At 34.6% G+C, this 12,232-nt stretch carries 12 protein-coding genes; 3 read left to right on the top strand and 9 right to left on the bottom strand.

All coding sequences use genetic code 11. From position 1 onward, the window contains the following. The 9 genes from K9V48_RS24995 to ykzS form a co-directional block, all read right to left on the bottom strand. Positions 1 to 136, bottom strand: a 136-nt coding sequence (locus K9V48_RS24995) for a helix-turn-helix domain-containing protein (RefSeq protein WP_308012623.1), incomplete at its 3' end; no start/stop codon positions are given. A gap of 253 nt (positions 137 to 389) precedes the next feature. Beyond that, positions 390 to 2,303, bottom strand: coding sequence for a heavy metal translocating P-type ATPase (locus K9V48_RS24990; RefSeq protein WP_224141817.1), 1,914 nt, complete (start codon positions 2,301 to 2,303; stop codon positions 390 to 392). 503 nt (positions 2,304 to 2,806) lie between these two features. Beyond that, on the bottom strand, positions 2,807 to 3,325 hold the full coding sequence (locus K9V48_RS24985; RefSeq protein ID WP_224141815.1) for a TlpA disulfide reductase family protein: 519 nt from the start codon (positions 3,323 to 3,325) through the stop codon (positions 2,807 to 2,809). Between the two features lie 299 nt (positions 3,326 to 3,624). Beyond that, on the bottom strand, positions 3,625 to 4,950 hold the full coding sequence (locus K9V48_RS24980) for a polysaccharide biosynthesis protein (RefSeq protein WP_224141814.1): 1,326 nt from the start codon (positions 4,948 to 4,950) through the stop codon (positions 3,625 to 3,627). A 161-nt stretch (positions 4,951 to 5,111) separates the two neighbouring features. Continuing rightward, positions 5,112 to 6,179: a Ger(x)C family spore germination protein gene (locus K9V48_RS24975; RefSeq protein WP_224141813.1), complete on the bottom strand. Its 1,068-nt coding sequence runs from the start codon at positions 6,177 to 6,179 to the stop codon at positions 5,112 to 5,114. Continuing rightward, positions 6,176 to 7,267, bottom strand: coding sequence for a GerAB/ArcD/ProY family transporter (locus tag K9V48_RS24970; RefSeq protein ID WP_224141812.1), 1,092 nt, complete (start codon positions 7,265 to 7,267; stop codon positions 6,176 to 6,178). Before K9V48_RS24970 ends, K9V48_RS24975 begins: the two co-directional genes overlap by 4 nt. Before the next feature lie 16 nt (positions 7,268 to 7,283). Next, a complete protein-coding gene (locus K9V48_RS24965; protein ID WP_438803923.1) occupies positions 7,284 to 8,768 on the bottom strand; it encodes a spore germination protein in 1,485 nt (494 codons plus the stop codon). Positions 8,769 to 8,937: 169 nt separating this feature from the next. Continuing rightward, positions 8,938 to 9,540, bottom strand: coding sequence for a cell wall hydrolase (locus tag K9V48_RS24960; RefSeq protein ID WP_224141811.1), 603 nt, complete (start codon positions 9,538 to 9,540; stop codon positions 8,938 to 8,940). Positions 9,541 to 9,757: 217 nt separating this feature from the next. Further along, a complete protein-coding gene (ykzS, locus tag K9V48_RS24955; protein WP_224141810.1) occupies positions 9,758 to 9,952 on the bottom strand; it encodes a protein YkzS in 195 nt (64 codons plus the stop codon). Positions 9,953 to 10,448: 496 nt separating this feature from the next. Here ykzS and K9V48_RS24950 point away from each other — a divergent pair, with 496 nt between their 5' ends. From K9V48_RS24950 to K9V48_RS24940, 3 genes are all read left to right on the top strand, one after another. Next, positions 10,449 to 10,637 (top strand): YkvS family protein, encoded by a 189-nt coding sequence (locus K9V48_RS24950; RefSeq protein WP_111615225.1) that lies wholly within the window; start codon positions 10,449 to 10,451, stop codon positions 10,635 to 10,637. Positions 10,638 to 10,867: 230 nt separating this feature from the next. After that, positions 10,868 to 11,740 (top strand): BC_2427 family protein, encoded by an 873-nt coding sequence (locus tag K9V48_RS24945; protein ID WP_224141809.1) that lies wholly within the window; start codon positions 10,868 to 10,870, stop codon positions 11,738 to 11,740. A gap of 138 nt (positions 11,741 to 11,878) precedes the next feature. Beyond that, positions 11,879 to 12,232, top strand: a 354-nt coding sequence (locus K9V48_RS24940; RefSeq protein ID WP_438803922.1) for a DUF7852 domain-containing protein, incomplete at its 3' end; no start/stop codon positions are given.

Raw genomic sequence — 12,232 nt, 5'->3', positions numbered from 1 at the left:
ACCTATTATATTTACGTTGTTTATCTAAAAGAGCAGAATTATAGGTTTGGCGACAATATTGCAGCCAACGATCCAACATTTCCTTCTGCTTTTCATTTGGATAAATTTCATATTTTTGATTCAACAACATTGTTATCACCACCCCTATATTCTACCTTCATTACAGAACGTTCGTTCTTAATGAACAACCATTCAGGCTTCCACCTGACCAAAATTCATCCCCTCCCTACCATTGGGCTACTCCCTTCACACACTTGAGGAAGGGGAATTCTTTTGGGATTTCGTTAAATTTTATAGTAGTTTTTTTCAATCTGTTCGGAACGGGATCAAACTTTCTTATCTGAGCATAGTAAAGGGACTGACAATTGTCAGTCCCTTTACTACTTTTTCTACTCGTTTAAATTTCCTCTTAATAAGCGCAATCCATTTAAAATAACAAGAATGGTGCTGCCCTCGTGTCCAATAACACCTAACGGAAGATCTAACACTTGAATAAAGTTCGAACAAATAAGTAACGCAATCACAGATAATGAAAAAACAACATTCTGTTTTATGATCCGATTCATCTTTTTCGATAACTTCACAGCTTTTGTAAGCTTGGATAATTCATTTTTCATTAAGACAATATCAGCAGTTTCGAGAGCTACATCGGTTCCCTCGCCCATCGCAATACCTACATCAGATGTTGCAAGCGCTGGAGCGTCATTGATCCCATCCCCAATCATCGTCACTGTGCCATATTTTTCTTTTAATGATTTTATTTCATTTGCTTTATCCTCTGGCAAGCACTCACCGAGAAATATGTCTATGTTTAATTCTTTTGCGATAGCTTCAGCCGTTGATTTACTATCACCTGTGAGCATGACTGTTTTAATTCCATTTTCCTGTAATGTTTTAATTGCTACTTTTGCTTCATCTCTTACAACATCTTTTAATGCTAACAACCCAACAATTTGATCTCGTCGCACGACATAAACAATTGTTTTTCCCTCTTGTGCAAGCTTCTCACTGACAGCATGGTTGTAGCTATCCGCTTCACTACGGCCAACAAAGTCTGCTTTCCCAATTTTCCATACTACTCCATTTAAAACAGCACTAACACCAAACCCTGACTTTTCATCGACAGAAATCATATTTGCACTATATTTTGGAAAATCATCTTGAATTTTATCTACAATTGCCCTTGCTAAAGGGTGTGTGGATTGATTTTCGATTGAAAGGACAGACTCATAAAAGGTTGCTGAATCAACTGTATCTGAAATGATAATATCTGTTACGGTTGGTTCTCCCTTCGTTAACGTACCTGTTTTATCAAATACAACAACTTTGGTTTTACTTAATTGTTCTAAATGAACCCCACCTTTAAACAATAGACCATTTCTTGCCCCATTTGATATCGCCGATAACGTTGCAGGCATGATTGAAGCTACGAGAGCACATGGTGATGCAACAACCATCAGGACGAGTGCACGATAAATGGTTTCATTCCAACTCCAACCGAGGGCAAAATGTGGTAGTACCATCATAATTGCTACAAGAGCGAGCACAGCTTTTACATACGTCCCTTCAAATCTTTCGATAAATTGTTGAGACGGTGATTTCTCGGATTGAGCAGATTGTACAAGCTCTAGTATTTTTTGAAACATTGTTTCCGTACTTTTTTTCGTTACAGAAAGTGTGATAGATCCATTACCATTAACCGTACCTGCAAATACCTCGCCATTTACCTCACGTTCAACAGGCATTGATTCTCCTGTTATAGCTGATTGATCAATAGTTGTTTTTCCCGTTAAAATTAGACCATCTGTAGGGATACGTTCCCCCGGCTTAACTAATATCGTATCACCAATCTGAAGGGAGGATACATGTACCTTTGTTTCCTTTCCATCTTCAAGCAACAACGCCTCTTCAGGTTGAAGACTCATTAATGCAGAAATTTCACGTTGACTTTTATTCATTGTATACGTTTCTAACGCTCCACTTAATGCAAAGATAAAAATAAGAATTGCCCCTTCAGTCCAATAGCCAATTATAGCTGAACCGACCGCGGCAAAAATCATTAGCAATTCAACATTTAGATTTTTCTCTGCAATTGTTTCAATAATCCCTTCTTTCGCCTTCGCATAGCCGCCGATCACAAACGCTAAAATAAACAACGGAATCGCAACTGATTCATTCCCCTGACTATTAAAGAACCAACCGAATCCAATAAATATCCCCGCAATAATTGCATTTATAAGTTCACTATGTTCGCTCCATTTGGAAGGTAAACCTTCATGATTTGAATGAATAGGGTTTGTCATTTGCCCAACACTGTTCAATTCCAATTTCTCCACTCCTTCTAATTGAGAATAATATTCATCATCACCAACTATTTATCCCCACAAAAACTTTGAAATTCCATCAATTAATCTAGTATATATAAGATTATAGCAAAGTTATCAATAATATCAAGTAATAATTATTATAATTATTAAATTAGAATAATTATTGATTATGAAATCCATTCTCAATTATTCTCTCAATTAAATAATTGGCAAGTAAGCGAAACTTGCCTTAGCTTTTAAGGTTCTTATTAGGCAATAAAACAATACCCTATAGTATAAACTCAAACCCAATAAAAGTTCGAAGTTCTACACAGTACAAAAGCGCAAGAGCCTTGATCAACCTCAAGCAAATAAGACAAGCAGGAATAGAAGGTGTTTTTACCTTCTATTCCCGGTAAACCACAAAAAAAAGCCGGTAGCATCAATTGAAAGAACACAATTGTAGCTCCGACTAACGAATTAATTGATCATTTACTTTATCATAGCTGTGAAATAGCATGTTTCAACATATCCCCTGTTACCGGTCCTAAAATTTTCTTCCTCACAATACCTTCACGGTCAATAATATAGGTTGTTGGTATCCCAATAATCTTATACATCCTTGAAACTTCACCTTGCACATCAAGCCCAATTGGAAACGGAAGATTAAGACCATTGACAAATTGAATGACACCTCGCTCACTTCTTTCAGAGGCTGTCACATTCACACCTAATAATTCAACATTTGATGACTTTGTATCTTTTGAAAATTTAACAAGCTCTTCTATTTCTTCTTGGCAATAATCACACCAGGTTGTCCAAAAATTGACCACAACTACCTTTCCGCGTAAATCAGCTAAATTCATACTTTTCCCATCAACCGTTTTTAATGTGAAATTCGCTGCCTTTTCACCTACAGTAGCACTTCCCAATTCACCAGCTGCAACAAAATCAGGAATAAATAATCCATTCAGAACAAAAAAAAACGCTAATATACGAAGTAATAATCTTTTTTTCATTTTTTCATCCTTTCCTTTGATTGAATTCCAAATTTATTACATATAGATTTATTTTTTACCAAATTTGAAATAAGATACAATAACAAAAGCGCAAGCGCCTTGATCAGCCTCAGGCATAGCATAAGACGCTTTTGAATAGAAGGCGTACTTTTTGCCTTCTATTCAAAAGTGGCTGTAGACCCAAGAGTGGCCGGACGCTTGTGCTAGATGTCGTGCGCTTATCCACGTACAAGAATTTTATAATTTCCTAAACGATAAAACAAACGGGTTTCCAAAAGTGCCTCCGTCTATTTAATAAATTAATATATAAACCTTTTCTTCATAAAATAAACACTCACACCCAACTTCTTACAAATTGTCACATAGTGCATAAGCATCAAGAGGACAGCCCCCATATTCATCCCAAGAATAATTCCCCTCATTTGAAATGATTCTAATGAACCGAGTATATACATCATCCCAAATGAAATCACGTGGGACCAAATCGTATGGAAAAGCGCATCCTTAACAAGTCCTAATCCAATTAAATAGGCCTGCATAGGAATGATGAAGAAGTGAAATAGAAAATAGGGCCATAATAGCTTCAAATAAAACACTGCTGATGAAGAATCAAAAAATAAATGTGTCAAAGGTTCTGCAAACATATTCATGGCAAAAACAGCAATTGTTCCGTATACCATCGTGATGGACATTGACTGCTTAAGTAGCCTGATAAGCTTTTTATTATCATTATTTATAAATGCTTCAGATACGTTAGGAATAAGCATCGTCATCAAAGAATGCCCAATAAATGCAGGAAAAAAGCCAATTGACATCGCCACTCCTGCAAGCAGTCCATAGTGCTCATTAGCCATTACACTGGAAAAGCCAGCACTAATTAAAGCCGCTTTCACTAAAAATGGCTGAAGAGCATGTGTAAAGGAATGAAAAAGCCTAAGTCCTGTTGTTGGAAAGGAAACCGCTAATAAAGCTTTTCTCACCTTTTTTCCGTTCATATATTGATTTGGTCCTTTTCGTAACATTTGATATTGAATAAAGTAGGCAGCAACTAGATACGTGCATACAAGTAGTTCACTAGCTATTAACGATGCTATCGCAATTAATATCGCCATTTGTAAATCAAATTGAAAAGCTTGATATACCCAAAATAACAAAAGTAATTGGACAACTTTTTTTAAAAAATTAGATAAAGCAATCTTTCCCATATGTTGTACACCCATAAAATATCCTCTGGAAATCGATGTAAAAGAAACGATAGGAATAAGTAGGACCACTAACCATTTTACATATGGATGGTACCCATTAAAAATTGGAATATACGGTAGAAGTAAAGCTGTAACGGCTACAAAAACAATCGTAAAAGATATAGTTAAATTGAGTGTACTTTTCAGCATGTAGTAATGTGTTTCACGTTGTTTCTCAGCAACAAATTTTGAAATAGAAACTGGTAGTTCTAAGCTGGCGATAATGACAACAAAGAAGACCATAGGGAGAATTGTCATATATAAACCCATTCCTTCTTCTCCAAGCTCCCTAGCCAAAATCATATTAACGAAAAATTCAAGACACTCTCCAAAAAACGCTGCTACAACAAGCAACAATGTTCCTTTTACAAATGAATTCATGATGTCGTCCCCTCGTTTTAAACTAGTCCATACATAAACGATATGAGACAAGGCATCATAATATTAATGAAAATTGAAAGGTTATTTCCTTGAAAATTTTTTGGTAATTATGCTTTAACTTGAAAAAAGGATTGTTGACAAGCATTTAATAGATCTATTAATCAGTGAATTACACCTGTCTCTGAAATGACAACATTAGCCTTCACTTCAACATCTAATTCTGAAATCTTATCCTCCCATTCATCAATGCTGAAACTCCTTGATTTGGACCTTATTTCATCTCCTATTCCTATCGGATCAATTTTTAATGCTTTGAACTGTTCAATCATTGCTAATGTCTCTCTTTTAATAATTTCTTCAAACTCTTTTTCTGCATCCTTAGCAATCTTTAATGTTATTTCCCCCCCTGTATATTCATTAATGAAACCTTCAAGATGAATTGAAATCTCAACTTTTAGTGGCTCAGTTGACAGCAGCTTTAACTTTCTTGATGATGAAATGCTCATGATTCCTGCTTTTTCTTCGGACGTTGGAAGTGCTAGTGTATATGAGCCTTTCGTATAATTGTCTGCTAACGTTTTAAAGAAAAACATCCTTTCATTTGATATCTCCCCAACAACCTTATCCTGATCAAACAGTGCCAAACCGTCAATTTCCACAGTATTATCTTTTCTTTTTAAAATAGGTAAATAAGCACCTTGGCCTTTTGAATAATATTGATACAAAAACATATGTAAATTTGATTTAGGAACATCAAGATGATTTTTATTATGTAAAATTAAATTTGTTAAAAATTCAGAAGCACCTTGTGGAGAAAAGTCTGATTCTAGAATTCCTTTAGCTTCGCCTCTAGTCACAACAAGTAATAGCCTTTCACTGATTGTTGCATCACGTTGAAGTGTATCAACTAGTTCATTAATTCCTGACTTTGCTACGGATTCGCCAAATAACACAATTTGGAGTTTTCCAAGCACTAGCGGGTTTGTGGATTGCTTTTGCAAATCTGAGAGAATATCTCTACTCAATTCAGCTTCTTGACTCAATAGTTGATCCTCTACGGGTTGATCCTTCAAATAGGTATTAATATTCGCTACTCCTCTTAATTGACCATTATCTGTAATGTCAAAGGCACCCGCAGTAACGAGATTCACATCATCTAATATTTCTTTTTCCATACAGCCAGTTAATAGTAGCTGAAACAACATAATAAACAATAAAAATTTCTTCATACTTTTCCTCCCTTTACTTTACGAATGATCAACGTAAATAAGAATATGAGGGGAATGTATGCAAACATCACATAAAAACCAATCTGACCAGCTATATCATTCAGTAAGTTTACATGTTCTCGTGTTTTCGTAAAATTAATGGCTAAATATACAACGAGCAAAAGAATAATGAGAGAGTATTTTTGCTTAAAACGAAATACATCCTTCACACATCTACTTGCACACCAAAGTGATAAACAAATATTTGGCAAGATAATGATAATCCAATTTGCAATTCCAATATATTCAAAGCGCTCGACAAATGGCAATTCGATAATTTTCCAAATCGTTAACGTTGCCCATATAGTCTTCTCAAGCTGTTCTTCACTAAAGTAAATGATTGTCATGATACAGATAAACGCATATACCAATGTAGTATATGCAACGGATAAATGTGCCCATTTTTTTGATTTATTAGCATCTTTTATAAACGGATAATAGATAAGCAGCGACTCGAAACCCATGATTGTAAGCGACATATTTTTCGTTGCTAAAGCAATGTCTTTTACCGAATGATTAAATATTGGAAATAAATTCCTTATTTCTGAAAACTGAAGAGGAAACAGGAAGGTTAGTAGTATATAGATCGGTAGGACAACTCCAAAAAAACTAATTCCTGTCACAACTCGAAATCCTCCCATAATAATGTAATAAACTAATAACAAAAAGGTAAACGAAAACAACCATATATTTAGATCAGGAAACATCCAAACCACAACGATTTCAATATATGATCTTAATACAGTTATAGCCACAAGACCAAAATAAAGTGTGAAAAGAAAACTGAGAATTCCACCTATCCATTTTCCAAACAAACCTTCATGTACTGTCACAATATTGCCGTTAGACCCATTCAAGATTCGATAAATCATCCATAATGAAGCATGAACGAGAATACCTGCTATTATGACTACAATCCAAGAATCCTGACCAGCTTTTTCAGCAATAATGCGTTGGAACCCTAATACACCCACTCCAAATTGAAGTGAGTGTATTAAATAAAATACTAAAAAGGGAGAAATTTGAAATCGTTCTGCGATTTTAATCATGGTTCATTCACCTCACTTACTCATCGATGTCTTTGTTCTTTTTGGATTTAATAGATGAAAACCTTGTTGTTTTTTTTGTTCTCAATTGTTGGGGGCGTTTTGACATGAATGAAAATGGAAGCCTTATAAAAGCATCCTTCATATCAATCGTTCTAGGGGGATAAATTGGCTCTAAAAAAGGCCTACCTAATGAAGTGAGCATTAATAAATGGGCTAGCATAAAACAAAAACATAGAACAACCCCAAGCAAACCAAGCCACTGTGCAAACAAAATATATGGAAAGCGTAGCATACGAATTGTATTACCCATCGCATATATAGGGGTTGTAAATGAAGCTAGTGCTGCTAGCGCAACAAAGATTAATAAAATATTACTTGTTAAACCAGCCTCAACAGATGCCGTTCCAAGTACAATCCCGCCAACGATACCAATTGTCTGTCCGACCTTTGTTGGCAATCTAGCCCCTGCCTCTCTTAACAATTCAATGACCAATTCTAAAAATATTGCTTCTAATATAGGTGGCAAAGGAACACCTCGACGAGATGAAACGAGTGTTCCCAATAAATCGCTCGGTATTAATTCATAATGATAGGTCAGGACCGCCACATAAATAGGTGTAATAAGAAGAGAAAATGAAACCGCAAACAAGCGAATTAATCGAATAAAAGAAGCTGCGATCCAATTATAAAAATAATCGTCAAAAGCTGAAAAAAACTCAACTAATGTTGTTGGGCCAATTAATACGTGAGGTGATCCATCAACAATAATCCCTATCTTTCCTTCAGCTAATATAGATGAAACTCGGTCAGGACGTTCCGTGTCGAGAAGTTGTGGAAATGGTGAAGTGGTTTTATCAGCAATTATCTGTGAAATAAATGAGCTATCACTGATTTGATCGAATTGAATGTCTTCGATTCTCTGGATAACTGTTTGAACATTTTGTTCATCACAAATACCCTCAATATACAAAACAGCTAACTTTGTACTAGACAAATCTCCAACTTTCAATTCAACTATCCGTAATTTATCACTTATTATCCTTTTACGAATTAAGTTTATGTTTGACTCGATTGATTCAACGAATGCCTCTTTTGGTCCAACCACACTGAATTCTACTTCAGGTAGTGATACGTCACGCGCCTTATTTATTGTCGCCTTTATGAGTGCACTTGGAAGTCCATATCTGGACAAGCTAATTAAGATAAATCCATCAAGCAATTTTTCCCTTATAACATCGGTATCAATTGTAATAATGATATTTTCAATTGGAATACCTCGCTTTAATTCTTCTAAGGTTTTCCATTTATCACTTTTTAAGACTGGCAATATCGTTTGTTGAAGTGTTTGAACATCCACCAATGTTCTTATATAAGAAATCCAGCATTTCACCTGATTCGTATCTTCTTCATACTGAATAAAGTCTGATGACATTTTAAATTGAGAGAATATATCTGTTAATGAAGGCTTTTCTTTCCCGTCTTCATACGTCTTTTTATTCATTTAAACACACCACACAATTCCATATTCTTGCTTTTCCTTTAGCATGCCAGCTATATATGGAATTATTCACCAGGATTTTTAAGATAGAAAATAGTGTAGCAATAAGACAAGCCCCCTGTTAAAAAACAGGAGGCTTGTCTTATTTCGTTACTAACTACTATTGGTCAATTTATTTTGCAAATACATGATTACCAATTGTCGTTGTCACTGCACGTGATGTAATCCAGTCACTTGTAGCTGTTTTAGGATTGTAGAAATATAATGATCCATTACCCATACCGTGGTATGCTAATGCTTCTTGAACAGCTTCCTTTGCTTCAGCATCAGCTGGTTCGTTAATTGCACCATCTTGTACTGGCGAAAACGCATAATATCCTTGGTCTTTTTGGTAAATAACACTCTTAATATCATTTGGGAATAATGAGCTATCAACACGGTTTAATACAACAGTTGCAACGGCTACCTTACCCGCATATGGTTCACCTTTTGCTTCAGCATGTACAAGACGTGCTAATAAATCTTTTTCTTCTGCAGTAATTGTTTGTGGAATAGCTAGTTTGTCTCCAACAAATAATAAATCTGATGATTTCTTATTTGTCGCCATTAAGTTTTTCACAGACACTCCATATTCTTTACCGATTAACCAAAATGTATCACCATTTTGTACTTGATATGTTGTTGCAGCACTAGCTTTTGTGTGTGGAACTGAGATCGCAGTAAGCGATAAAGCTAATGTTGAAACAGCAACAAGTTTTAAGATTGTCTTTTTCATATATTCGTAACCTCCTAGGTTCGTAATTTTTTGAAGAATGACACTGAACAGCTTGTGTTGTTGTCTCGACCACATATACAAGATTAACAGGATACCACTTCTATTACACCACACAATATTTGGTAAATACACAAAAATATAATTTTATTGGATTATGATCATTTGACTAAAAGGATTGCACAAACAACTGAAATAATCTTACCAAGAAGTTAGATATCTAACTTCTTGGCTCTTGTAAATAGCGGTAAATGATACTCCCACCTTGCTGTGCGATTCCACGGAAATGCTTAAAGTCCTCTCGATTAACTAAGGTGTTTCGAAACTCAATAAATTGTTCTTTCGAAACATGATATTCATTTAATTCACCATCTCTTAGTTGATCTAAAATCGCTTGAATCGTTTGCTCGTCCATTTTGTTTTACCTCCTAAAAAATTTTCAATATAGTTTACTAATTGATGTAGTATGGATCTCATTTATTTTATCACGATTTGTAAAGCAACGTTTCATTTCTCCTCATTGTATTATGAAACACCAAACTGAAGATTTGTTGCTAGAATACAACGTGACTTTACAAAAACTTTACATTTTTTTTACAAATAAAGAGAATGAAAAGGCTTTACTTACATACATAAATAGTGTTAAATAGTGCTAATAGAGGGTTTTCTTGCTAAAACAGCATCTAAAGCCAACAATACATAAATAGAATAGAGACAGATCAAGCAAGACTTCCGACAGAAAGGGATTTTCTTTTTCCTCACTGTCGGCTAGCAACACTTACCTCAATCTTTACAGGAAGACATTCCCCACCTATCTTCTTTACTTCTCTTGAATCTTGAAGTAGGGGGTTAGTGCCCGTAAAGATTGAGATAGATACTGATTTTCGAAGAATATGTAAAGGAGCGAGACAATGGATATCGCTAAAGTTGGAAGTATTATTGAATTTAAAGAAGGATTAACAGGTGTAGTAGAAAAGGTTAATGAAAATTCTGTAATTGTCGACTTAACATATATGGAAAATTTCAGAGACTTAGATCTTGATAGACGAACTGTAGTAAATCACAAAAACTATAAAATTATTAAAGAATCTTTCTCTTAATATATTAAAACGCGAAGAGTGAATTTCATACTTCGCGTTTTATTTTTTTGCACTAAAAAGTAACTTTTTTGCATGCACTTAAACATAAAGGAAAATCATTCATTATGACCCAAACTAACCCTTTTTCACCTTTGATTGACAAGCTAAAATTCGTGGAAACAGGGACGAAAGTTTATAAACTGCATAAATAAATATTAAGTAAGCAGTATTGTACGAGGAGTGAAAATGAAATGAAATTTATTAATAATCATAAGATTACGTCCTTTTCTGCTCCAAAGAATACTAAGGCAGAGGCACGGGATTTTGACTTTGTAGAGCTATCTAATTATAAGAATGCCAATAAAAACACTACTTTAACTGGAAGTAATACGTCTATAGGGAACCAAGTTAAATTTATTAAAATTCCATTTTCAACTTATATAAAAATTGATGATTTCCTCCAACAGCCAATTTTCGGTCATACAGCTCAACACTTACTTAACTTCAAAGATCAAACTGGTTTGAACCCTGACTTGAAGACACATCAACTTAATACCACTACTTATTATCATGAGCAACCTTATGGCAGACTGGTTTTTTCTAACGTACATGCAATGATGAATTTAAGCAATGAGTCTTCTAAAGTACCCAAGAAAAATAACAACTGCCAGCAAAAAATAACGAAACCTTTTAAACAAAATTCAAACTCACAAGAAATGGACGACATTTTTAGCAATACGTTTCCTTTTGCAAACTTTCATGTTCCAGTCGTACTTGGGGAATATGATATTGGAATATTATTAGAGGAAAACACGCTAATTGATAAAGGGATCGTCAAGATTTTGGAAGTTTCAAAAGAGGTTGTATTGACAAATTGTAAGTTCTTACCCTCCAGTTTCACTCATTCTTCAGATCAAGCGAAACGGACAGCTTCAAATGGTATATTATTTGTTGAAGGATTTATTCAAGAATCAATGGAATATCTCCCGGCCATTAATCGGGAAAAGATGTCACCACGAGAATGGTTGAAAAATATTTATTATCAAGTAGACCAAAAAATAATGGTAGATTTAAAGATTCAATTGCTGCAATTAGTTCAAATCGAAAATTTTCATAAAAACTAAAATAATAAAATTTCAACTCGCTAATAAAATTCCACGATTAACTATTACTATTAGTCTATTCATAATTCTACTAACCGAATATCTTATTATTGTAAAGGTAATAGACCTTTAACAATAAAAAATAGGAGGAATTTTTTTATGGCAGGCTTCGGTCAAAATTTAAATAAAAATAACATGAAGAAGCATCCTAGTAAAGTAAATTGTGAAGTTAAAGCGCGTACAGAGGTTCAACTTCCTGATACTCCCGCTACTCCTGTCGTTAATCCAGATCTAACTGGTGCTTTTATTAAAGTCCCGCTTGTTTTAGCAGAGACAACTCTTCAAATCGTAGTAGAAGCTGACATCCCGCTTGATCCGCCAGCATGTGAAATTAAAAGAGTATTAAAGGATGTTTTCTTAACACAATGTAAACTCGTTCCTGTTGGTCCATTTACAGAAATTGACGATACAGGATTCTTTACTTCTGCAGGAGCTAAATTATTCGTTGAAGGA

Source organism: Metabacillus rhizolycopersici (assembly GCF_020075705.1).
This window is presented reverse-complemented; position numbering and strand designations above follow the sequence as displayed.

Coding starts and splice junctions, on each gene's coding strand:
- K9V48_RS24970 (WP_224141812.1), bottom strand. CDS start 7,267: ATGATTAAAATCGCAGAACGATTTCAAATTTCTCCCTTTTTAGTATTT.
- K9V48_RS24950 (WP_111615225.1), top strand. CDS start 10,449: ATGGATATCGCTAAAGTTGGAAGTATTATTGAATTTAAAGAAGGATTA.
- K9V48_RS24960 (WP_224141811.1), bottom strand. CDS start 9,540: ATGAAAAAGACAATCTTAAAACTTGTTGCTGTTTCAACATTAGCTTTA.
- K9V48_RS24965 (WP_438803923.1), bottom strand. CDS start 8,768: ATGAATAAAAAGACGTATGAAGACGGGAAAGAAAAGCCTTCATTAACA.
- K9V48_RS24980 (WP_224141814.1), bottom strand. CDS start 4,950: ATGAATTCATTTGTAAAAGGAACATTGTTGCTTGTTGTAGCAGCGTTT.
- K9V48_RS24945 (WP_224141809.1), top strand. CDS start 10,868: ATGAAATTTATTAATAATCATAAGATTACGTCCTTTTCTGCTCCAAAG.
- K9V48_RS24990 (WP_224141817.1), bottom strand. CDS start 2,303: ATGACAAACCCTATTCATTCAAATCATGAAGGTTTACCTTCCAAATGG.
- K9V48_RS24985 (WP_224141815.1), bottom strand. CDS start 3,325: ATGAAAAAAAGATTATTACTTCGTATATTAGCGTTTTTTTTTGTTCTG.
- K9V48_RS24975 (WP_224141813.1), bottom strand. CDS start 6,179: ATGAAGAAATTTTTATTGTTTATTATGTTGTTTCAGCTACTATTAACT.
- ykzS (WP_224141810.1), bottom strand. CDS start 9,952: ATGGACGAGCAAACGATTCAAGCGATTTTAGATCAACTAAGAGATGGT.